The sequence below is a fragment of the Methanosarcina siciliae T4/M genome (genome assembly GCF_000970085.1).
GTDB lineage: Archaea > Halobacteriota > Methanosarcinia > Methanosarcinales > Methanosarcinaceae > Methanosarcina > Methanosarcina siciliae.
This window is the reverse complement of the sequence record NZ_CP009506.1, coordinates 3,956,233-3,978,299: the sequence shown is the minus strand read 5'-3', so window position 1 is coordinate 3,978,299 and position 22,067 is coordinate 3,956,233. Positions and strand designations below refer to the sequence as shown.

Here is a 22,067-nt window from a genome sequence, read left to right as displayed (position 1 = left end):
CAGTACCATGAAACTCGCGGTAATCGAAGGTGATGGGATCGGCAGGGAAGTAATTCCTGCGGCTGTGGAAGTCCTGGACGCGTTCGGGCTTGAGCTTGAGAAAGTTCCTCTGGAACTGGGTTATGCGAGATGGGAACGAACAGGGAGTGCGATCTCGAAAGAAGATATAGAAATAATTAAAGGGTGTGACGCTGTCCTTTTCGGGGCGGTTACCACAGTGCCTGACCCGAGTTACAAAAGTGTGCTTCTCACTATCCGAAAGGAACTTGACCTCTATGCCAATGTGAGGCCCGTAAAACCTCTTCCAGGCATAATGGGCGTTACAGGGAGAAATGATTTCGATTTTATTATTGTCAGGGAAAATACGGAAGGGCTGTACTCCGGGATTGAGGAAATAGGCCCTGAAATTTCCTGGACAAAAAGAGTAGTTACCCGTAAAGGCTCTGAGAGGATTGCAGAGTACGCCTGCAAGCTTTCAAGCCAGAGAAAGAACAAGCTTACCATTGTCCACAAATCCAACGTCCTGAAGTCCGATAAGCTCTTTCTTGATGTCTGCCGACAGGTTGCCAGCTCCCATGGGGTGGAATACGGCGACATGCTGGTCGATTCTATGGCTTATAGTCTTATGATGCGCCCCGATAAGTACGATGTTGTGGTCGCCACGAACCTCTTTGGAGACATTCTGAGCGACATGTGTGCAGCCCTTGTGGGAAGCCTGGGGCTTGCCCCGAGTGCCAACATAGGGGAGAAATATGCCTTTTTCGAGCCCGTACACGGGAGCGCCCCGGACATCGCAGGAAAAGGTATTGCAAACCCACTTGCTGCAATCCTCTGTGTGAAAATGCTGCTTGAATGGAATGACAGGAGAAAAGAAGCTGCTCTTATTGACAGGGCCATCAGCAACGTTCTGGAAAATAAGTTCATTACTCCTGATCTCGGGGGCACCAGCACCACCGCAGAAGTCGGACGCGAGGTTGCAAAGTATATAGTACAGAATCTTTAAACAGAGATCCGTAAACAGAGATCCGTAAACAGAGGTTCGTAAACAGAGGTTCGTAATCAGAGATCCGTAATCAGAGATCCTTAAACAGAGATCTGTAAACAGAGATTTGTAAAAAGGGATCTGAAACTAAATATCGGATCTTCCGCAAATTTTCTATTATTTTCTTCTCTCAGGGGAATTTTAATATTTTAAAATCCTTTTATTACTGGCATATTTTGCTTTAAAGGCATACAGTTCTGCTGTTGCAAAAAATAACCGCAATGGACTTTTGATTCATTACTAATGAATGTGGGGGGTTTTATTCTGCCAGAGTTTTTCGATGTTTCACAGCTTATTACGGAAGAGATGGTTGTATATCCCGGAAATCCCAGACCTTCGATCGGGAGGTATGCTTCCTTACCGAAGGATAAATGAGTCGGTCCTGGCTCTGGGATGTCACACAGGCACGCACGTTGACTCAAGGCTACATCTTCGAGAGGGAAAAGAAGGAGCTTCATCCCTTCCTCTTGAAAACTTTTATGGAAAATGCAGGGTTTTTGACCTTGTCCATGTGGAAGAAGAGATCCACAGGCAGGACCTTGAAGGATTCAGGATCGATCCCGGAGACATAGTGCTTCTCAAGACAAGAAACTCTACCCTTGGATACGTAAAATTCCTTGAGAACTACGTACACCTGAAAATAGACGCAGCCGAATACCTTGTCAGTGCGGGAGTCAAAACCCTGGGATTCGATTACCTCAGAGTCAAAAAGCTTGAAGGGGACGACGAGGTTCATGAACTGCTTCTCAATAACATGACCCTGTTTGAAGGTCTCAACCTTGCGGGAGTGCACGAAGGAGAGTATACATTCCTGGGCTTGCCTCTTCTTGTAGATACGGAGGGAGCTCCGGCAAGAGTCATATTGATCAAAGAATAATTACGAAATTACAGTAAATTGATAAAAGCAGTAAAATAGATTCTATTTATAGAAGTTAGTATAGAAGTTAGAAAAGAAATTCGAGAGATCGCTGTTTTTGTTCTTACAGGTCTCTCTACATTTATCGGTATCCTGCGTTTTTTCATGTTTATTCATATCTCTTTATATTTAATTTGAAATTGTTTTTTCGGCTACTTCCACATTTATCCACTCCTGTTCAATTCCACCTGGACTTTGCCCGCCTGAACTTTGCTGGCATTCATTTCTAAATGATTCGAACAATGCGTAATAACAGGCTCTCTCGACAAGGTATTTGAAAAATTCATCCATAATTTTTCCCTTTCCCCGTACAGTACTTCTACCTCATATTTGATAAATATTTGCAAGTTTATCGTTTAATTACTAAAATAATTTATACAATAAATACTAATAATTTTAATTAAGTCTCATATGAGGAACATGTATGAATAAAAAAATTCTTTTGATCTTTTTGATTCTTTTGTCAATCACTTTAGTTTCCGGTTGCGGCAGCTCTGCCGACAACTTTTCCGGAAATTCCAGCACCACCGATGTCAATCCAGAGAGCGTTGAGGACTCAGGTTCAGGTGTTGGCAACGGTGATATTGACATTCTCTATCAGATCTCAACAATCGATGCTCTGCTGCAGGGTGTTTATGACGGAATTCTTCCGGTTGCTGCACTTGAAACCCACGGAGACTTTGGGATAGGAACCTTTGACGGGCTCGAAGGGGAAATGCTTGCCCTTGATGGAAATTACTATCAGATAAAAACCGATGGAATTGCCTATCCCGTATCCGGGGAAATGACAACTCCTTTTGCCACAGTCACCTTCTTTGAGGCTGATGAAAATTTCCGGCTTGAGGAGCCTGCAAACCTCACTGAGCTCGAAGCCTTTCTTGACCTTAAGCTACCTTCGGAAAACCTTTTTTACGCGGTAAGGGTCGATGGCAATTTCTCTTACATAAAAGCAAGAAGTGTGCCCAGACAGGAAAAACCCTATCCCAAACTTGCGGATGCCGTATCCACCCAATCAGTCTTCGAATTTGAAAACATAAGCGGCACACTGGTAGGTTTCAGAACCCCTGAATATGTGAAAGGCGTGAACGTGCCGGGGTATCACCTTCACTTCATTACAGAGGACAGAAGAGCTGGCGGACATGTTCTGGATCTCGAGATGGAAAACGGAGAGGCTTCCCTTGACATTACCAGTGCGTTCTTCATGGAGCTCCCCACAAGCGGAGATTTTTATAACGTGGAACTGGGTCAGGACCTCCAGGCTGATATGGAAAAAGTTGAAAAGTGATCTTCAATTCTCACTTTTAATGCTTTCTTTGCTTTTGGAAGGCGAAATTTCCCCCTCTCCCTTTATTTTTGTTTCATTCCCATTTTTTGTTTTATTCTCCTTACTTCTTACTAATTTTGCCTTTATTTTCCCCTCTCTTCCCCTCACTTCCATCTAATTTTTTATTTAATTTCCCTTTACTTCTTCTTAATTTAATTTCCGTTTTGCCCTTCCTTATTCTTGCAAATTTTTAGGTCTGTTAGTTTGCCTTACTTGCTTCTATTTCTTATTTTGTTTTCTTTCTTTTCCTCATGAATTTTTGTTGAGATGAAGGTCTCAACATTCCGCCGGTTCATAGAGGTTTTGCAGCTTTTACTACCCTGATTTACTGTTCCCTATTTTGTATTCCTTATGTATATTCCCAATACTCCCAACTTACTATTATACAACTGTTAAATAATTCCAGTCTTACATGTTCGATACTGAAACTTTCATCTTCAGGCCCATTCCCGGTATCTCTCCGAACTGTTCGGAGATGTAACTGTTTCTGAAGCTTTCAAATTGTTCATAGTACTGAGCACGTTCAACCAATCCTTTGAATATCTCTTCCATTGTATTCACCTCTATTCCCAAAAACTACTCCAGTATTTATTAAGCTCCGCCAAGCAGGGTGAAAGTATTATTTAAAGGGATTCCGAAGGTAAAGGCTTCAATATCCATGTGGTTGCCGTGCCTGAAAACTTATCTCCGCAGGCTGTAATTCTCATACCTGAAAATTTCAAGAGATCGGGCCGAAATTATATCAAGGGCTGAAATTATGTCAAAAAAGAGAGTTTAAAATAAAAAAGTTGTAGGGAGGCTGGTTTACTCTCCTTTTGCAACAACTGCAAGTTGCTCCCCGAGTATTCTGCATCTTTCCAGCTCTTTTTCATATGGTCTGTACCGAACCTGAAGTCCGGGTTCCAGCACTTCGATTCCTGCATCTTTTAATTCCTTTTCTACTGTTTTTACTGCCCCTCCGCCCCAGCCGTATGATCCGAAAGCCACAGCTTTTTTCTTCTGGGGACGAAGGCCTTTGAGATAGACCAGGAAGTCTCCTACTGTTGGGAAAAGCCCGTTATTAAGGGTTGGGGAGCCCACTGCAAAAGCAGCTGCATCGAGCATCTCTTTCATTATATGGTTCCGGGTGTTTTTCCGAAGGTTAAGGAGTTTGACCTCAACTTCCGCTGCCCGGACCGCTTCTGCAATCTCATTTGCCATTATTTCCGTGCTGTTCCACATAGTATCGTATATGACAAGCACCTTTTCCTTCACTTCCCCATTTGCCCATGCCTTATATGCCTCAAGGATTTTTTCGAGGTCCTGTTTCCAGATGATCCCGTGGGAAGGGGCGATCTGCAGAGGGTCCACTCCCAGTTTGTCCAGTACCCCCATAAAACGAAGCAGAGGCATGTGAAACGGCATCAGTATGTTTGCATAATACTCGGCAGCATCCGGGATAACATCCCCTACTTCGAAATCGTACCTCTTTGAGGTAGCTATATGTTGCCCGAAACCATCGTTTGAGAAGAGGATCCTGTCTTCTTTCAGGAAGGTTTCCATACTGTCAGGCCAATGAAGCATGGTAGCTTCAAGGAACATGAGGGTTTTGCCTCCAAGGTCCAGTTCATCTCCGGTCTGCACAACCTCAAGGTCCCAGTTTTCACTCCCCGAGCCTCTGAAATAACCGTTAAGGATGTCAACGCCCCGTTTTGTTATGAAAATTTTTGCATCGGTTTGTTTTTTGAGCTCGGCCAGAGAACCTGCATGGTCAAGTTCCATATGGTTTACTACAATATAATCGAGCTTTGAAGGATCGATTATCTGGGTAATACGCCTGAGCATCTCCCCTGCAAAGGGAGCCTTTACGGTATCGATAAGGGCAGTTTTTTCCCCCACAACAAGGTAGGAGTTGTAGGTCGTCCCACCAGGTGTGGTGAACCCGTGAAAATCCCTGCCGTTCCAGTCGATTGCCCCTACCCAGTAAACTCCCCTGGCAATTTCGACGGCTCCGTCAGTTTTTTCTATTTCCATATCCTCACAGTCCTCTCAGTTTTCAGGTCTGCATCCGGAACTGAGTGATATATTCAAGGTAGCTGTCAATCATTTCGTAGTGGCCCCTTTCGTACCTTGACAGCATTTCAAAGAATTTTTTCTGGGTTTCGTCTTCGACTCTTTTTGCCATTTCCGAATAAAAGTCCTCACTCTTCCTCTCATGCCTCATAGCTGCCAGAAGAATGCCTGCATCTCCGAAAGTGATCTCTCCTACTTTTGTTCGACTGATATCGAATTCAGGGCTGAAGGACTGTCCACTGGAAATTTCCGTGCTGATTTCCGGCAGTTCTTTTTTGTCGCGGTAATTCTCAAGGTAGCCGAGGTGCTTTGCTTCCTCAGCTGCCAGTTCCTCATAAAGCTCCTTGAATTTTGGGTTTTCCATCAAGCCAGCCTGCTGCAGATAGAAGTCCTTTGCTTCCTTTTCCCTCTCAATTGCAAGAGCTATGGCTTCTTCAATTCCTTTAAGATTTTTTACTTCTTCAATTGTTTCATGATACGCGCTTTTCATACCGTTTACCCCCTATGGGACTATTTTTCTCAGATTTCCCTTCCTTTTAAGAGTTTAATTCCCTGTTTACTTCTTAGTTTTGGATTTCTTTTTCTCTTTCACTTTTAAGGTTATATCTTCAGAAGGCTTTTCAAGTCCAAATATATCATAAATGTCATAGGGACTGGCGAGTACGTTTATGTTTTCCATCTGCCCGAGTTTTTCCGAATTTGTAACATCTACTTCGCGCATACTTAGCTCAAATGCTCTACCGCTGGGTGCAGCAGTTTTAACAGTTCCCCTTTTCTGGTCTACCGGCAGGATGAAGATAGGCGTTTTTCCTTTTGCAGTCTGGGAAACCGCATTCGTAACAAGGGTATCTGCAATTCCGTACACGATCTTTGCCACCGTATTGGCAGTTGCCGGAGCTATAAGCAGGAAATCATAATACCCCATCTGCAATGGGCCTGCAATGAATGGGGAATTAGGACCTGCATCTACTTTGAAGTTAGGGAAATCTTTCTGGATTTTGTCCCATAGGTGATACCATTTCATTACGGTTTCGCCCTCCTTGGACAGGAAAACCATTGTTTCAACGCCTGTTCGGTTCTTAATGTCCACCAGAATGCTATAGGTTTCAATCATCTGGTCTCCGGAACCCGTAATTCCCCATGCTATACGTTTAATTTTCTTGCCTAGCGGTTCTACCAAAATAACACCCTCCTTAAGGTTTTAATCCAATCTCTGATGCCTTATTATCCTGATTATCTGAATTTTAATCGGATTTTTGAACTTCTAATCCTTTACTACAGTTTAATGGTTTACTGTCATTTATTCCGCTGCTTATTTGTTTCGCTTCTTCTTATCTCACTGTTTATCTTTTTCTCCTTTCGACATTTCCGGCTCTTGAGCTTCCGGCTCCGCTCTGGAACCGGCTTTTTTTACAAGTCGGGTTGTCTGAATAAGTTTTTTCAGGGTTTTTCTAAGGCTCCTCATACCTTCCGAGTCCTCGGAAACCCCTTCTGCTCCCCTGTCCTGCGACCAGAAAGTCCCGCCCAGATTTGCTCCGAAAGAGCCTCCTCCTACAGGGATCATTTCATTGATCACGTAAAAGTTCAGAATGGTCTGGATAGCCGGTTCCTGTCCTCCCATCCGGTCTCCTCCATCTGCGATCCCCATCCCTACCTTGTTCAAAAAGACCTTCGGATCTTTTGCAACAACTGCCCTGCAGCGGTCCATAATCGTTTTAGTCTGGGCACTTAAAGTTCCCTGATAAACTGGGGTTCCTATAATCCAGGCATCGGCCCAGATCATTTTGTCGTACAGTTCAGCCGAAATGTCATCTTTGTGAATACAACCTTCTTTTTTCCTTATACAGAAATCACAGTGGATACAGAAGTTTAACTTTTTCCCTTTGGCAGAGAAATAATCGATTTCTGCCCCGTACTTTTCCCTTGCTATCATCAAAGCTTCCCGGACCAGAAAATCAGTCGCCATATTTCTGGGACTTCCCGATATTCCCAGAATTTTTATCGGTTTGGTTTCAGTTTCTTGCATGTCCCATCTCCGACATCCCTTTTTAAAAATTAATCATATACCTGATATATACGTTGGTCTTTTTCTGCGCCTTTTGTAAAAGCTTCCCAGAGTGAGGGCAATAAGCGTTCCTGTGGTCCCAAAGCCGGGAGTTGAGGCTTTTTCTTCCTCCGGATAAGCTGCCATATCAATTACAGGCACCGAATAGACTCCTTCTCCGAAAAGCTCATCTATATGTTCCTGAGAGGCTGACCGGTAGTGAAGGATTGCCTTTACACTGATGGGATTGGGAGCGTTTTGAGGCATTGAAAAGGAATGTTTCTCAATTACGGAGGATCTAGGACCTATCCTGTTATCGGAAATGATACTTTCTGCTTCCCATACTTTCACTGTGGGATTTCCCTCGGAGTCGGCAAAAACCGTGTGATAGACCGTTGCTTCGGGGTCAATGTTGCCTTCACTGTCAAGACCCCCCGAGTGGTAAATTTCCTTTCCTTCAGCGTCCAGTGCAGTAAGTTCAAGCCACATCTCTCTGTCTTCGGTAACGCCGGTAGGGATTTTGTGCCCTGCTCCCGTGTTTTTTATCTTTACCGCAACCTCAACATTCTCTCCAGGTTCTGCCGAATCGGGAGCTGTTACCTCAAGGGATGCCGCGTGCTGAAGGTATTCGATAGCCTTCTTTTCGTGCCTCCCCTCACCCATAATGCCTGTTACGAAAGCGTTTGCACCCACAAAGTAATGGGTATACACATGTGTCCTTTCCGGACCTGTTGAGGCAGCTTTTCCGGGGTTTTCTTCGAAACCGACAATTCCCGGGGTCATATGGCAGGCCTGACAGTTCACTCCTTCTTCGGCATATGGGCTTTCTTCCCATTCGGTATAGGTGGCAGCAAGAGTCAGATTATTTGCCGGGTGGTAGATATTATGGCACATGCCGCAGTATGCTGACTCATTATAGAACTCATGTGCTTCTATCTCATGGGAAGGGGATTCAGAATCCTTCCTGCTTCCCCATTTTACATCTCCGGGCTCAAGGACATAAGGGGCGTTTCCTATCCCCTCGCTTTCGGCAATAGAGTGGCAGAAATCACACTGGACCCCTTCTTTTGCAACCTCGCTGAGGTTAGAGCCGTCGAGGGGGGGGATTTCAGCCGAAACCATTCCTATGGGCGTATGGCAGCGAGAACAAAACTCCGGAGGAAGCCCCTGGGCTTCTGCAGCTACACCGTATTCCTGAAGCATTGCCTGGTAAAAGAAGTCGCTGTCCGCATTCGAATGCATCGAGCCGTCCCATTCCCCGAAACTGCTCCCATGGCAGTTCGAGCAGAGACCGGACTTAGAAAACCGGCTCGAGGTAAAGTCCCCGGGCCCGCTCGGGTCTGCCAGGGCAGAGGATGTCCAGATTCCTGTAAACAAAAAAATGCTAATCAAAAGTCCCGTGCTTTTCACTGACGTTCCCTCCAGGCATCACCCTCCGGTTTTTAGGTCTCCCAGGTGCACGTTTGCCTTTTCTCCTCCGGGTATTCTCGATTTACTGGGGCCCTGTCCTGAGGCCGCGTGAGTGTTGCTGTTCTCTCAGGTACGCAGGTCTACTGTTAAGAATTTTTTTCTCCGTAGCCTCCTGCAAGTTTACTCTTCAGACGCTATAGTTCTCACTTTCCCTCAGGCAGCAGGACCCAGCTAGCTTCCTATTTTCCCTGTCAGTTCCTCTTTACTCATCTTGATGATCTATTCAGCTCATCTTGATGGTCATGAACTCTTCCCAGAGCCCATGGATGTTGCAGTTTTCAAGAGCCCGGAGTTTACTCTCTTCTCCTGCCAGGGATTTGTCGGCCTCAACCGTGAATGTGGCTTCAGCCTTCTTGCTTTCTAAGGAGAGTTCAGCCTTCCCTATTTTTTTGTCGTTGAGGTAGAGTTCGATCCATTCAATGTGATGCTTTTCCTCCATTACATGAGGAATTATCCCCACTTCCACGGTCACATCAAAAGGCTCTCCTGCAACGATAGTTTCCGGTACGTTGATTATTGGGATGTGCTTTTTCTCGCCTTCGGTAAGATTGTTAGGATCCGCAGGCTTGTTTATTTTTTCTTCCGCCATTTTCTTTCACATCACTGTTTTGTTTTAATAGTATAAATTTAAAATTTATTTTTTGAGATTCTTTCTCAAATGAAGCGTTACATATCTTTCAGCATTTTAAGAGCATTCCTGCATGCAGCTACTGCAGGAGCACCTGAGGTGATGAAGATTACTTCCATTGTCTCCATAATCTCTTCTTTGGTAGCTCCATTCTTGAGCGCACTTTTCATCTGGGCTACGGTACAGGACTCACACTGCTTTGATGCCACAACTGCAAGGGCCATGAGGATTTTCATTTTGGCTGGAAGGGCCCCGTCTGACAGTATTTTGTGGTCGCATCTTCTGTATTTGTGCAGGAATTCCGGATCTAGATCCCCCAGTGTTTCCAGAACCTGCGGAGTGAATCCCATCTTTTCTCCCATACTCTCCAGTATCTCTTTGTGCTCTGTCATTTTTTTCAGTCTCCTTATTCCGATAACTACCAGCTGTTGATATTTATATTGGCTATTTATATCGATTAGTAATTAATATTTCCCAAATCTGTGTTCAGGCCTTTTCTTAAGATACGCATCCTTTTTTATGGGCTGCAAAATAGTTTTTTCAAACGCAGAACCCATCCCCGAGAATAGAACTGATGCATTCCTTACACATCATTCTGGGAAGTCCCTTCTTTAGAGTTTTGTGGGGCAGTGGGTACCCTCCTCCCTTCATTGGGAATTCTACCTGCTGGATATGTTCCATGCAGAGCCCTTTCCCGCAGACGATGCAAACACCTACTGCTTCACTGTCCTTACCCTCCTCAAGGCAATCGTAACATTTCAGCATACTTGACCACCTCAGCAAACCTCATTAAACAGACAGTTCTCCTTCAGAGCTTCATGGCAGGGGACACAGACGATCCTTTTGATGTGTTCCTTGTCAGGCTTAAGTTCGATAGGATAGTCGCCTTCCCACGCAGGTGTTTCCTCATGGATAAGGTGTTCTTTGCAAACTCCTCTCCCACATACGATACAAATTCCCACAGCATCCGTATCTTTGCCCTCTCTGGCACATTCATAACATTTCATTACTTTCCCTCCAAATCAGGAATCCTTTTTTATCCAAATTTTATCCGCGCATTTTCAGGTCTGAGATATCATAAACCTATCCATATGAGAGAATTTCATACTCTTTTGTTATTCTTCAATGAGGGTCATGTCTTCCCCACAGCAAACAAGTGTCCCGCCTCCTACTTCTGTTACAACGACTTCGTTGCCGCAGATCTCACAGCGGTACTTTTCTCCTTTTCTGGATACAGCCATAGCTACTTCACCTCCTTTCTTCCGAATTTAAATACCTCAAAACTTTCAAGCGGGCTTTCCCCTTCCCTGTAATCCCGAAATTACTCCGGGTTTCACCAACACTCATACATGTTAACCATTCTTTGTATATAATTGTAAGGACTTTTTAAAAAGTAGCATAAATTTTTTCCTTCTACCAGGGTATGTCTTGTTTTTTTCATACATTTCCGTCCGGGTCTCAGGGCATTCCTTCTTCTCTTTTCACTGCTAATAACCTCAATTTTTCCCCTTCCATGTACGGGAAGTTCTGCAAATTTCGGCATCCCACATTTTTACAATATAAATCTTTTCCTGTTTACAGGCTATAAACTTTCTCTAAAATAAGCTAATCCGTCTTCTTCCTGCGTCTGATCCCTGCCAATTGAAATCCGGCCCGGGACTGCCCTACTCTGGAAAAGGTTTATAAGGTTTGGTTATTTCCTTTGAATGGGTCAGGTATTTAATAGGTCTTTACTCTAAAGGATTGATTGAAGATCCGTTTTATCAGTCTTTTTATATACAATTCATTTAATACAGTTAATTATATATAGATTCTTAAATACTGTTATGTGAATTCTAATTAGGGTTGTAATTAACATCGATTGTAATGGATGTTAATTCTAATTTAATGGATATTTTTATATGGGGCGAAAACAGGCCCATCTAGTCACTAAGCAATAGTTTAAGGAGTAATTAAGATGAAGTTCGGAATCGAATTTGTGCCAAGCGATCCTGCCTTAAAGATCGCATATTACGCAAAGCTCTCAGAACAGCAGGGATTCGACTACGTCTGGATCACTGATCACTACAACAACCGTGACGTATATTCCACTCTTACCGTTCTCGCTCTGAATACCAACAGTATCAAGATCGGCTCCGGTGTCACAAACTCCTATACCAGGAACCCTGCAATTACAGCATCAAGCATTGCTTCCATTGCCGAAATTTCCGGCGGCAGGGCAGTCCTCGGGCTTGGACCCGGAGACAAGGCAACCTTCGATGCCATGGGCATTGCCTGGGAAAAGCCTCTTGCAACCACCAGGGAAGCAATCCAGGCTATCAGAGGATTCATTGAAGGCAAGAAAGTCTCCATGGACGGCGAAATGGTCAAGTTCGGAGGCGCAAAGCTTGCTTTTAAAGCTGGAAATGTCCCGATTTACATGGGTGCCCAGGGTCCCAAGATGCTCGAACTTTCCGGTGAGGTTGCAGACGGTGTACTGATCAACGCTTCCCACCCGAAGGACTTTGAAGTTGCTGTGGAACAGATCCGCAAGGGTGCCGAAAAAGCCGGTCGCGACCCCAGTGAAGTCGATGTTACCGCATACGCCTGCTTCTCCATTGACAAAGACCCCGCAAAAGCCATCAACGCTGCAAAAGTAGTGGTCGCCTTCATCGTCGCAGGTTCCCCTGACCTTGTCCTTGAAAGGCACGGAATCCCTGTCGATGCCAAGAAGCAGATCGGTGACGCTATTGCCAAGGGAGACTTCGGAGCCCTCATGGGTGGACTTGTTACTCCCCAGATGATCGAAGCTTTTGCAATCTGTGGAACTCCTGAGGACTGCATGAAGAGGATTAAGGACCTTGAGGCAATCGGAGTCACCCAGATTGTCGCCGGATCCCCGATCGGTCCTGACAAAGAAAAAGCAATAAAGCTTATAGGCAAAGAGATCATTGCAAAGATGTAATTTTTATTACATCTTGCATAATCATTTTTAATTTATTCCGTTATATTTCTAAAAACATCTTGCCATTAAGGCAAGCTTATCAAGGCATTGGAGGTAACTAATTGCCACCAAAAATTGCAGAAGTCATTGATTATGACGTATGCGCAGCCTGCGGGGCATGCGAGGCCGTATGTCCCATTGGGGCTGTTACCGTAAAGAAGGCGGCAGGAATTCGAGATCCGAACGATCTGAGCCTGTATGAGAAAGGGGCCGGATACCAGGTTTGTGAAGGTTGCTTAACCTGTAGCCGGGTCTGTCCGGTAGTTGATGGTTTCATCCAGAATGAACTTACAAATGTGCGCAAGTTCTTTGGTGCAAGGTCAAAAGATAATGCAGGCAGTCAGGACGGTGGAGTATCCAGCGGCATCCTCAAATCTCTCTTCAAGCAGGGTAAAATCGACTGTGCAGTCGGAATTACCAGAAATGAGAAATGGGAACCTGAAGTTGTCCTGCTGACAAGTGCGGAAGACGTGGAACGAGCAAGAGGGACAAAGTACACCTCGGACCCCGTACTCGCAGCTCTCAGGGAAGCCTTCGAAAAGTACGACCGGATTGCAGTTGTTGGAGTTCCCTGCCAGGCTCATGCTGCACATTTGATCCGGGAAAATGTAAACGAAAAGATCGTGCTCATTATAGGGCTGCTCTGTATGGAAAGTTTCCATCATGATGTCATGCTTGAAGAGATCATTCCTGAAATCCTTAAGGTAAAGATCGAAGATATCCGGAAGATGGAATTCACCAAGGGTAAGTTCTGGGTCTACACTGATGACGGGGAGGTCCACTCCGTGCCTATCAAGGACGTGGCCAAGTTTGCCAGAAACCCCTGCCACCACTGCTGTGATTATACCTCGGTCTTTGCCGATATCTCGGTAGGTTCGGTCGGGGCTCCTGACGGGTGGAACTCGGTATTTATAAGAACCGAAGTCGGAGAGAAGTACTTCGATATGGTCCGTGATGATATGGAAATCATGGAAGACCCCAAGCCTGGCCTCGAACTTGTCGAAAAGCTTATAGGGATGAAGCGTAAGGGCAATGCTGAACATTTCCTTGAAGTTTGTGAGAAGTTCAGCTTTGAGACCGGAATCCGCAATGAAACGATCTGAAACCAGAAGATATACCCAGATATATCCAAAAAGATAACCAGTGCAAATTCAAGGTGGAATCCGGGATGATGCGAGCTTTCTATATCGGACGTTTTCAGCCGTATCATTTCGGGCACCATGCCGTAATTACGCGGATTGCCGAAGAGGTGGACGAACTGGTCATTGGCATAGGAAGTGCCCAGAAAAGCCATGAAGCCACCGACCCGTTCACGGCAGGGGAAAGGGTACTGATGCTCTATAACGCGCTTGAGAACCTTCCCATCCGTCATTACGTCCTCCCCATCGAAGATGTCAGGTATAACTCTATCTGGGTCCACCACGTTGCATCCAGAACCCCCCGTTTTGACGTGGTGTACTCGAACAATCCTCTCGTTATCCAGCTTTTCCGGGAAGCCGGGTTCTGCGTTAAGGAGTCTCCGCTCTATGTCAGGGAAAGGTACTCCGGGACTGAAATCCGGAGGCGGATGATTGCCGGAGAAAAGTGGGAGCACCTTGTCCCGATATCTGTCGTAGAAGCAATCAAAGATTTTGACGGAGTTTCCCGCCTCAGGAATGTTTCTGCAAGCGATACTAACTGTTCTTTATAACAACTCTGCTCTATAGTTCTGCTCTGGCATTATTTCTTCTCAGGAATTTCTTTCAGGGTACCGAATCTATCCAGTCAAGGGAGCCGGGGCTGTATTCCTTCAGTCCTTCTTCTTTTCCGCTCAGGAGATAATCTATGATTTTTTCCACATCTCCGGTGGTCTCTTCCGCAGTCCTGCCAGTCGTGTTTACTTCAAAAACTTTGTCGCACCATTCAAAAGCTTCTGCCAGGATCAAATCGATCGATTCGGCTTCTGCGTTTTCGTTTACCTTTTCTTCGGAATATCCGCGCTTTTCAAGCCTTTTTTTCAGTTCGGGAGGATAAGCTCTGAGCACGATTACGATATCTGTTATGTAGTGGGAAAGGTGGCTTTCAAGAATTACCATTTTGTTTTCGGATTCCTTTTCCATTTCATCAATAAGTTCAGGAAGGCGGCTTCGGATAAGCTCCATATCCGCTATTACCGAATCCCTTTTTTCATCAACCTCGGTATAGAGGTGTTCTTTTTTAATCAGGTCGTTGAGGTGAATTACCTTCCACTGCCTTCTTTTTTCAAGAAGCTTGCTTGCCGAGGTCTTTCCCGTCCCCGGCGTACCCGTGAGTCCTATGAGCATGGAGAAGGAGATAAGGTTTTATCGCAGTTATATTTAATCCCGGTTGAGCTGGTCCGGGGTCTTTTTTCCTGCTGCTGGATGGGGAAATCAAGAAATTCGGAATTTTTTCATTCTCGCCTTTTCAGCACCGTAAAGATCCATTTTTTCCGAAATGCCCCAGAGTTCTTCCCAGCGCATCTCTCCAAATGGTTTTCGGCTGAGTTCAAGAAGAATTCTGCCCCTGAGCCCTGTCCTGTCAACATATGCCCCGTAAGCTTCAGTGCAGATGCAGACTCCTGCGGGGACGTCAGACCTTCCCTGTGAAGGATGACAAGAGCAGAAGCTTTTCCTCCGCAGACTTTTCCGGTATTTTCCCGTGTCTCTCCGATAGGTATGAGCCACTTTTCCGTAACTAGCCCCCTCTATCAATTTCAGGCCTGAAAAAAACTCGCAGCATGAATAAAAATAAGGCCTGATGATCTCGAAAAATGTCTGATTATGCTAAGGTATCAAACCAGGTAATGTATCAAACCAGGTAATATATCTCAGGCCAAATAGCAGATTAAACCGAAACTTCAACAACGTGCTGGAAACGGGTCACAACAATATATTTTTCCACCCGGATTTTCAGAAAAGCTGTTGTAGGCGAATGCAAAAAATCCACGAGTTGCGGGTGCTTCATCAGATAGATTTTTTCCATTATGCTCCGTTCGAAGTCCTCTATGGGTTCGACTTTCCCGAGCGCTGTTACAGCCATTGCATCTCTAAGGTCTTCGATTGCGTTCTTCCTGTTATCAATCAACATGGAAACGGAAGGGTTTGCTAATAAATTTAAGTATTTTCTGGTTGCTTTCGTGGTAGAAAAAAGAATATATTTCAGCTTTTCATCCGAGGCAAATGCAACAAGGCTCACGTAAGGCGCTGTTCCGTTTTGAGTTGCCAGGACGGCAAGAAGCTGGGATTCAAAAAATGCTCTCAGTTGTTCAAGCAGTTCTTTTTTTTCGAGCCCTGTCTTCTCTACAGGGGTTTCCCCTTCCTTTTCTTTAAGTTCCTGAGGAATAGCAGATGCAATCTCATCTTTCATACTCACAACCCCCTCTTACTTGTGATTCCCTGCATTTTACTGAAACCTTTTAACCATTCGTCACAATGCCTTTTATTTTTTCAAAGTTCCGACAACCGGGTAATCCTTGAATACCTCAGGGCCGTGGGGCGCTTCGTTGTCCATAGCGTCCGAGAGGTCCTGCCCCGAATCATGGAGTCCCTGGTGAGTCCCGTCTTCCCACATGTAACTGTCCGATACGTCGTATACCTGCCCTGCATAGGCGATGTAAGTCTTGCCGTTCTTTCCGTTGTACTCTGAAAGTTCTTCAAGTGTATACTCTTTCATTTTCGATTTCCCCCTTTCTTTACTTTGCAATACTAATTTGAGTTTTCATCTTATCAAGTCCGAGTTTTCATTTCATCCTGAGGCTCGTATCAACGGAGTGCGGAACTCAGACATTAAGCAGCTTTAACATCTCTCTGGTTTCGGTGGTAGGAAGCTGGCATTCATAGTTCTGGCAGACGTATGCAGTTGTCTTTCCTTCAATAGGGAGCTGTTCTTTTGTGTATTCCGCAAGGTCTGCAATTTCGGGATTTTCTCCTTCGGGCCTGAAAACCAGCACCTTATTGGGTGTGAAGTAGCTCCAGAGCTCTTCGAGCATATTTACTGTATCCGGAGACTCGCGTTTTCCTGAAATAATTACTTCGTATGAAGGGCCCAGCCTGAAATCAAGGGCAGACAGAAACTGAGTGTATCCTGAAGGCGCTTTTTTTATCAGCTTTGAAAATGCGCGTTCGAGTCTGTCAGCAGTTTTCTCCATTCCAGGGTCGGCAATTAGCCTGGAAAGGCGCAGAAGATTCAACGTTTCAAATGAGTTTCCGGATGGGATTGCTGCATCCGCAAACTCCTTTTTTCTGAAGATCAGAGCCTCGCTATCGTTGGCTGTGAAATAAAGCCCTCCGCTCTCCCGGTCCCAGAAATGTTCAAGCAGTTCCCTGTTCAGGGAAACGGCCGCTTTGAGATAGCGCAGCTCGAATCCTGACTCATAAAGTTCCAGGAGCCCATGTATCAGGAAAGCATAGTCATCGGAAGTTCCGGAAATTCCTGCAACTCCGTCTCTGTAGCGGTGAAGCAGCCTTTTTTCGGGGCTGTAAAGGGTTTCCAGGAGAAAATCCGCGGCTTTTTCTGCGGTTTTCAGATACTTTTCTTCCCTGAAAACCTGGAAACCTTTTGCAAAGGCTGCGATCATGAGCCCGTTCCAGTCGGTCAGGATCTTATCATCCAGTGAAGGCCTTTTGCGCTCGTACCTGGCTTTAAGCAGTTTTCCCAGGGCGCTTTTTACTCTGCTTTCAACTTCTTCTACGGGGATCTCAAGTTCGGCTGCAAGGGAACCCGGCGAGTGAACCATATAGAAGAGGTTTGTTCCGGTTTTTCTTCCCCTTATTTCTTCTTCAAAGTTGCCTCCCCTTTTCAAGTTAAACATTTTAATAATCAGTTCGGAATCATCAGGGCCAAGGATACTCATGACCTCTTCTATGGTCCACAGGTAGTACTTTCCTTCTTCTTCTTCAACATCGGCATCCTCTCCGCAGTAAAATCCGCCTACCGGGGATGTCAGGTCCCTTAAAACATAGTCAAGGATTCCTTTTGCCGTTTCTTTATACAGGTCTTTTCCGCTAATCTGATAGGCTTCGGTGTATGCGATTGCGATAAGGGCCTGGTCGTATAACATTTTTTCAAAGTGGGGCAGGAGCCACATGTTATCCGTGGAATAGCGGTGAAAGCCCGATCCCAGATGGTCATAAATCCCTCCGCTGCGCATATTGTCCAGGGTGTGCTCTACCATATCGAGGGCTTCCGGATTCCCGTTGCGTTTCCAGTAGCGGAGTAAAAAGGAAATTTTGTGCGGAGTCGGGAATTTCGGAGCCCTTCCAAAACCTCCGTACCCGGGATCAAATGAATTCAGTAAGTCGTTATAGGCTTCTGCGATTGTATCTTCTCCAAGACCTTCTCCTGTAGATTCTACAATCATGTCCTGGATAGTGGTTGTAATCTTCTCAGCCGAATCAAGCACTTCTTCATGTTGCCGGTTCCAGATTTCTTTTATCCTGGGGACCAGTTCCATCATTCCTGTCTGGTTGAAGCGTGATTTTTTCGGGATATAGGTGCCTGCAAAAAAGGGTTTTTTACCCGGAGTCATAATTATCGTTAGAGGCCAGCCTCCTCTTCCAAGAATAATCTGGCAGACAGTCATATAAATATTATCAATGTCGGGCCTTTCTTCCCTGTCCACTTTTATGGAAACAAAGGCTTCGTTCATGAGTCTTGCAACTTCCTCATCCTCAAAAGACTCATGTGCCATTACATGGCACCAGTGGCAGGTAGAGTATCCTATTGAGAGAAAAATAGGCTTATTTTCTTTTCTGGCTTTTTCAAAAGCCTCTTCCCCCCAGGGATACCAATCCACAGCATTATAGGCATGTTGTAGAAGATAAGGGCTCTTTTCGTTAATCAGGCGATTAGGCTTTCTTTGTCCTTTTCCCAGTATAATCCCTCCTACTTTTTCCATAAAATCCTAATTGAAAAAGCATCTTTTTCTCTTCCCTCGATCCTGAAAGGATTTTTTCATAAATCAGGTATGGATAAACGTCCCCCAATTTACATAGTCGTCACCGGAATATCAATATATCGGTACTTTAAGGAGTTTTTTCCCGTGGCCGGGAGCCAGGGTGATAATTTTTTAAAAAAAGGATTATTGAATCCGTACAGTACAAAAAAGGGTTATTGAGTCTGTATCCACGGGTATTTAAGACCTCAAGACACTCCTTGCTTTTTTACCGGAAGGAGCTGCCCGAGTTCTTCGCCTTTTTCCCCGTATTTTCCTACTCTGAGGAAATTTACAACTTTTGAAACCCGGTATGATTGTTCCTGATTTTTTTCGTCTTTTCGGGCCTGATATACTCTGATTGAGCGAAGAAGATCGATCTTTCGGAATTCCGGCCAGAAAGGAGCACAGAAATAAGTTGCACACTCGCTGCCGTTAGCCTGCCACGGCAGGAAGTTGGAGACTCTTTCGTCGCCTCCGGTGCGGACGATCAGGTCCACGTTCGGGACAGACACTCCCGGAGCTGGGTAGAGGTGTTTTGATATCAGGTTTTCATCAACATCTTCAAGTGAAAGTTTTCCACTTGAAACACAGGCTGCAATATCCCGCACTGCCTGCATTATGTCCTGTCTGCCCCCATAAGCAATAGCCACGTTCAGGTTAAAATTTTGATGGTGTTCGGTGGCTTTCTCAATCTTTTCAACGGACTCTGTCAGAAAAGCCGGCAGCTTTGTCCTGTCTCCTATTACCCGGACCTGCATCTCTTTTTCGTAGGTCCTTTTGTCATAATAAAGTTTCAGAAACTTCTCATTGATCAGGTTGAAAAGTCCATCAACTTCTTCTTCCGAACGCTGGAAATTCTCTGTGGAAAAGGCATAGAGGGTGAGCTCTTTTACTCCTATCTCATAGCACCATTCAATAACCTGTTCGGTGACTTCTGCTCCCATAGCATGCCCGAAACTTCGAGCCTTTCCCAGTTGTCCCGCATATCTGCGGTTCCCGTCCATGATTACAGCTATGTGGTCAGGGATTTCAGAACTTAAAATCTCCTTCTCAAGCAGCTGTTCATACTCCCGGTAGAACATACTGAAAGTTCGGTTTTTCACAAAGCGAAGCCCTGCCCGGAAGGCTTCTTTATTCCACGGCACCATTTTTTGGCTAATAATCTGTTTTCCCCCTAAAATATATCGGTTCCAGGCTTGTCTATGTAGATTTTTTACTATACGCAAAATTCTGTATTCCCTCTAGTTCTGGATAATTAATATCTTTTTTGCTGGAAAGCGTACTATGGGGAATGTCTATAACCCCTATGAACATACTAACAATAGGGGAAATCCGTCTCTTAAGGGAATTCATCTCTCACTAAATTAATTTTAATTCATGAAATACTTTACTGATTTGCTCTCTAAGAGGAATACAAAATCATTTTATCCAGGAATTTAATATTCTTCTTCTGAAGGGTCTTCAAAGAAAATATATAATGTCCCATTATGAATTATGAAATATTCTCCGGATGCGGTATCATGAATTACCCTTTCATTTATATCAGAGGCGACATCTACAAGGTCTTTAAGTGAAGAAATCTCAACCTGCAGCAAGGAGTTCAGGTTTTCGGGAATTTTGCCTTTGCTGATAAACTCTTTAAAAGGTGCTTTTTTACGTTCTTTTTCTATTTTTTCTATATATTCCGTGTCAATTTTTTTCATTTTCCCTATCGGAATAAGTGCTCCTATCAGGATTGCATTTAAAAAAAATAAGAACAGAGGAAATTTGATCATTGATAATGAGGGGTCTCTTTTCACCCTGATATTTTTATACGTATCTTCTCTGGACCCCAATTCTGCAGGCACCTGGTAGTATGTAGAAACGATGTTGATAGGCATAGCAAAATTTTTTGTACCTTTAACTTTCTGTCCATTTATTTTTCCTTCATAATCTACGGTAGTAACAATTTCTATCGCCAGGTCCGAGGAGTAGTTCAGCTGATACTGCACCTTTTTGGCCATTAATTTTGTTTCAGGCATGTCAAGGGTGAAATTATAGATAAAAATGTCTCCGTTTTCCATTTTTACGGTTATCGGGTCCCCAACCGAGAACTTCTTCTGCCAGAATATTTTCTGCTCTTCTCCTGACCCTTCTTTCCCACTGGCCACAATCATTGTCTCAGCCTCCACATCGAGGTCTGCAGAATCTGCGGCTTCAAAGCTGTATATGAATGAAACATCCAGAGTAGGAGACACGGCAAAGAAATAGGCAGCTTTTCCCATTTCAAGCCTTGTTCCTTCCGGGTAGAGAGGATTAGGCTCCGTTACGGAGGCTGAATATGTATACGTGCCGTACTGTGTATAGGAAAGGACTTCTTCCTGTTCATATGACGTCTCTGTATATTTCTCATATATCCAGAGTCCGGAAAAAACCATAATCAATAAGAAAACAACGGTAAGCATTTTCGCTCTGCCTATTAAGCTGTTTTTAAGTTTAAGAAAAATAGTTTCCAGTGTTTCAACCCCTCTGAGACTCTATTTAATTGTACTATCCTGTAAGTTCAGACCAGCTGGAGAGTCCTTTTCCACTGTGCAACCAGACGGCGGATTTTTATCTTCTTTTTCTTTTTTCCAATAACTGATTTCCTGTGCCACAGAGGGAACAAAAGCAATGTGGAAAGGAATGTATAAAACCCGATCTCTACAGCAGCAGGGAGATAAGGGTTTATTTCCGCAAGTGAAATTATCCAGAAGACCGGAAGAATATAGGGGACCGTACTGATCGTTGCAGGCGTATTTTCAGGGGCAATAACCTTAGTTTCATTCATCTGATTCCAGGTAGACGGGGTAATCACTCCTTCGGGAGCAATAGCCTGAGTCTCATAAACCTGAGTCTCATTAGACGAGGTAATTACTCCATACCAGAAATTTATATCAGTTCTTTTCCCGTAGTCATCAGGTGTTATAACATATACACGGGAAAGAGTCCCAGGATTCTTTATTGTGTTTTCCTTTCCAAGGACTAAAGACCCGTTTTCCCCAAGGTTGTTCACTACTATACCTGCAAAAATAAGCCCGCTTATTAAAACAAATGTTGCCAGCCTTTTTCCCTTAACCGAATAAGAGGTTCTCCTGGCAATTTTTTTTCTTTCCTTTTCTACTTTTCGAGCTTTTACCGGATTGCTGTACAGAAGCATATTCCTGATTTCATCGAGAATGATCAGACCTGCAGGCAGTATAACCGTGAAGAGAAAAATGTTCTTGTGTTTTGAGATCTCGGGAAGATATCCTGCAAAAGGGATGACGAATATCAATTTTCCCACAACATTCGATGCAGGTACCTTAAAGTCATCTTCTGCATTGTTTGCATCTCCTTTTGTCTGGAAGGTACGTTCTTCTCCTTCTTCTAAGGAAATGATTCTATGTGTTACGAGGGCATCGGTTTTATCACTATCTGGAGGGTGGAAAACTATCACGTCTCCTATCTGAAGCTCATCTGGATCAACCGATTCCTCAATGATCATATCTCCAGGCATCATCATCGGGGTCATACTCCCGCTCAATACTATAAGAGGCATCTTTGAGCCTGTAAAGAACGGGATTAAGGCATTGACCAGAATAACCGCAATCAACAGGATAATTAAGACCTGAAGAGTCTCTTTTTCCTTCATGTTTTCCATTCCGCGCTGGAA

Annotated in this window: 28 protein-coding genes; 6 read left to right on the top strand and 22 right to left on the bottom strand. The window is 44.5% G+C overall.

Going from position 1 to position 22,067, the window contains the following annotated elements:
• Window positions 1-7: 7 nt before the first annotated feature.
• Both MSSIT_RS16650 and MSSIT_RS16645 read left to right on the top strand, forming a co-directional pair.
• Window positions 8-1,003: an isocitrate/isopropylmalate dehydrogenase family protein gene (locus tag MSSIT_RS16650; protein ID WP_048173649.1), complete on the top strand. Its 996-nt coding sequence runs from the start codon at window positions 8-10 to the stop codon at window positions 1,001-1,003.
• A gap of 388 nt (window positions 1,004-1,391) precedes the next feature.
• Window positions 1,392-1,919 (top strand): cyclase family protein, encoded by a 528-nt coding sequence (locus MSSIT_RS16645; protein WP_231589938.1) that lies wholly within the window; start codon window positions 1,392-1,394, stop codon window positions 1,917-1,919.
• A gap of 168 nt (window positions 1,920-2,087) precedes the next feature.
• Here MSSIT_RS16645 and MSSIT_RS23660 read toward each other — a convergent pair whose 3' ends face one another.
• Window positions 2,088-2,249: a hypothetical protein gene (locus tag MSSIT_RS23660; RefSeq protein ID WP_156157488.1), complete on the bottom strand. Its 162-nt coding sequence runs from the start codon at window positions 2,247-2,249 to the stop codon at window positions 2,088-2,090.
• A gap of 133 nt (window positions 2,250-2,382) precedes the next feature.
• On the opposite strand from MSSIT_RS23660, the gene budA reads away from it, so the two are divergent.
• Window positions 2,383-3,243: an acetolactate decarboxylase gene (budA, locus tag MSSIT_RS16640; RefSeq protein WP_048173648.1), complete on the top strand. Its 861-nt coding sequence runs from the start codon at window positions 2,383-2,385 to the stop codon at window positions 3,241-3,243.
• Between the two features lie 3 nt (window positions 3,244-3,246).
• On the opposite strand, the gene MSSIT_RS23655 is transcribed toward budA, so the two are convergent.
• The 13 genes from MSSIT_RS23655 to MSSIT_RS16585 form a co-directional block, all read right to left on the bottom strand.
• Complete coding sequence (locus MSSIT_RS23655; RefSeq protein ID WP_156157487.1) at window positions 3,247-3,396, bottom strand: hypothetical protein; 150 nt, start codon at window positions 3,394-3,396, stop codon at window positions 3,247-3,249.
• Between the two features lie 294 nt (window positions 3,397-3,690).
• Complete coding sequence (locus MSSIT_RS23650) at window positions 3,691-3,834, bottom strand: hypothetical protein (protein WP_156157486.1); 144 nt, start codon at window positions 3,832-3,834, stop codon at window positions 3,691-3,693.
• Between the two features lie 252 nt (window positions 3,835-4,086).
• Window positions 4,087-5,295 carry an FprA family A-type flavoprotein gene (locus MSSIT_RS16635; protein ID WP_048173647.1) on the bottom strand — a complete coding sequence of 403 codons (1,209 nt, stop codon included), beginning with the start codon at window positions 5,293-5,295 and terminating at the stop codon, window positions 4,087-4,089.
• A gap of 22 nt (window positions 5,296-5,317) precedes the next feature.
• On the bottom strand, window positions 5,318-5,824 hold the full coding sequence (locus MSSIT_RS16630) for a ferritin-like domain-containing protein (RefSeq protein WP_048173646.1): 507 nt from the start codon (window positions 5,822-5,824) through the stop codon (window positions 5,318-5,320).
• 66 nt (window positions 5,825-5,890) lie between these two features.
• Complete coding sequence (gene afpA, locus MSSIT_RS16625) at window positions 5,891-6,514, bottom strand: archaeoflavoprotein AfpA (protein ID WP_048173645.1); 624 nt, start codon at window positions 6,512-6,514, stop codon at window positions 5,891-5,893.
• Window positions 6,515-6,670: 156 nt separating this feature from the next.
• Window positions 6,671-7,360: a flavodoxin family protein gene (locus MSSIT_RS16620; RefSeq protein WP_048173644.1), complete on the bottom strand. Its 690-nt coding sequence runs from the start codon at window positions 7,358-7,360 to the stop codon at window positions 6,671-6,673.
• Between the two features lie 33 nt (window positions 7,361-7,393).
• A complete protein-coding gene (locus tag MSSIT_RS16615; protein ID WP_052721703.1) occupies window positions 7,394-8,788 on the bottom strand; it encodes a multiheme c-type cytochrome in 1,395 nt (464 codons plus the stop codon).
• 283 nt (window positions 8,789-9,071) lie between these two features.
• Complete coding sequence (locus tag MSSIT_RS16610) at window positions 9,072-9,437, bottom strand: class II SORL domain-containing protein (RefSeq protein WP_048173643.1); 366 nt, start codon at window positions 9,435-9,437, stop codon at window positions 9,072-9,074.
• 77 nt (window positions 9,438-9,514) lie between these two features.
• Entirely contained in the window at window positions 9,515-9,868 is a 354-nt protein-coding gene (locus MSSIT_RS16605) for a carboxymuconolactone decarboxylase family protein (RefSeq protein WP_048173642.1), read from the bottom strand.
• Between the two features lie 148 nt (window positions 9,869-10,016).
• A complete protein-coding gene (locus MSSIT_RS16600; protein WP_048065787.1) occupies window positions 10,017-10,241 on the bottom strand; it encodes a DUF2180 family protein in 225 nt (74 codons plus the stop codon).
• A gap of 11 nt (window positions 10,242-10,252) precedes the next feature.
• On the bottom strand, window positions 10,253-10,483 hold the full coding sequence (locus MSSIT_RS16595; RefSeq protein ID WP_011023639.1) for a DUF2180 family protein: 231 nt from the start codon (window positions 10,481-10,483) through the stop codon (window positions 10,253-10,255).
• A 108-nt stretch (window positions 10,484-10,591) separates the two neighbouring features.
• The gene (locus MSSIT_RS16590) at window positions 10,592-10,717 is read right to left on the bottom strand and encodes a desulfoferrodoxin FeS4 iron-binding domain-containing protein (protein ID WP_011023638.1); all 126 of its coding nucleotides are present in this window, start codon (window positions 10,715-10,717) and stop codon (window positions 10,592-10,594) included.
• 92 nt (window positions 10,718-10,809) lie between these two features.
• The gene (locus MSSIT_RS16585; protein WP_048173641.1) at window positions 10,810-11,019 is read right to left on the bottom strand and encodes a hypothetical protein; all 210 of its coding nucleotides are present in this window, start codon (window positions 11,017-11,019) and stop codon (window positions 10,810-10,812) included.
• A 414-nt stretch (window positions 11,020-11,433) separates the two neighbouring features.
• On the opposite strand from MSSIT_RS16585, the gene mer reads away from it, so the two are divergent.
• From mer to MSSIT_RS16570, 3 genes are all read left to right on the top strand, one after another.
• Window positions 11,434-12,420: a 5,10-methylenetetrahydromethanopterin reductase gene (mer, locus tag MSSIT_RS16580; protein WP_048173640.1), complete on the top strand. Its 987-nt coding sequence runs from the start codon at window positions 11,434-11,436 to the stop codon at window positions 12,418-12,420.
• 101 nt (window positions 12,421-12,521) lie between these two features.
• Window positions 12,522-13,562 carry a F420H2 dehydrogenase subunit FpoF gene (gene fpoF / locus MSSIT_RS16575; protein ID WP_048173639.1) on the top strand — a complete coding sequence of 347 codons (1,041 nt, stop codon included), beginning with the start codon at window positions 12,522-12,524 and terminating at the stop codon, window positions 13,560-13,562.
• A 65-nt stretch (window positions 13,563-13,627) separates the two neighbouring features.
• A complete protein-coding gene (locus MSSIT_RS16570; protein ID WP_048173638.1) occupies window positions 13,628-14,149 on the top strand; it encodes a nicotinamide-nucleotide adenylyltransferase in 522 nt (173 codons plus the stop codon).
• A gap of 52 nt (window positions 14,150-14,201) precedes the next feature.
• On the opposite strand, the gene MSSIT_RS16565 is transcribed toward MSSIT_RS16570, so the two are convergent.
• The 8 genes from MSSIT_RS16565 to MSSIT_RS16530 all read right to left on the bottom strand — a co-directional run bounded on the left by MSSIT_RS16565 (window position 14,202) and on the right by MSSIT_RS16530 (window position 22,055).
• Window positions 14,202-14,762, bottom strand: a complete 561-nt coding sequence (locus MSSIT_RS16565; RefSeq protein WP_048173637.1) for an adenylate kinase family protein — start codon at window positions 14,760-14,762, stop codon at window positions 14,202-14,204.
• Window positions 14,763-14,849: 87 nt separating this feature from the next.
• Complete coding sequence (locus tag MSSIT_RS16560; RefSeq protein WP_148705879.1) at window positions 14,850-15,170, bottom strand: hypothetical protein; 321 nt, start codon at window positions 15,168-15,170, stop codon at window positions 14,850-14,852.
• Window positions 15,171-15,303: 133 nt separating this feature from the next.
• Window positions 15,304-15,825 carry a pyridoxamine 5'-phosphate oxidase family protein gene (locus MSSIT_RS16555; RefSeq protein WP_052721702.1) on the bottom strand — a complete coding sequence of 174 codons (522 nt, stop codon included), beginning with the start codon at window positions 15,823-15,825 and terminating at the stop codon, window positions 15,304-15,306.
• Window positions 15,826-15,897: 72 nt separating this feature from the next.
• Window positions 15,898-16,131: a cytochrome b5 domain-containing protein gene (locus tag MSSIT_RS16550; RefSeq protein ID WP_048173635.1), complete on the bottom strand. Its 234-nt coding sequence runs from the start codon at window positions 16,129-16,131 to the stop codon at window positions 15,898-15,900.
• A 106-nt stretch (window positions 16,132-16,237) separates the two neighbouring features.
• Entirely contained in the window at window positions 16,238-18,355 is a 2,118-nt protein-coding gene (locus tag MSSIT_RS16545) for a thioredoxin domain-containing protein (protein WP_048173634.1), read from the bottom strand.
• A gap of 245 nt (window positions 18,356-18,600) precedes the next feature.
• Window positions 18,601-19,542 carry a polyprenyl diphosphate synthase gene (gene uppS, locus MSSIT_RS16540; protein WP_231589937.1) on the bottom strand — a complete coding sequence of 314 codons (942 nt, stop codon included), beginning with the start codon at window positions 19,540-19,542 and terminating at the stop codon, window positions 18,601-18,603.
• Window positions 19,543-19,830: 288 nt separating this feature from the next.
• A complete protein-coding gene (locus MSSIT_RS16535; protein WP_048173633.1) occupies window positions 19,831-20,838 on the bottom strand; it encodes a DUF5305 domain-containing protein in 1,008 nt (335 codons plus the stop codon).
• 98 nt (window positions 20,839-20,936) lie between these two features.
• Window positions 20,937-22,055, bottom strand: a complete 1,119-nt coding sequence (locus tag MSSIT_RS16530) for a signal peptidase I (RefSeq protein ID WP_048173632.1) — start codon at window positions 22,053-22,055, stop codon at window positions 20,937-20,939.
• Window positions 22,056-22,067: the final 12 nt, after the last annotated feature.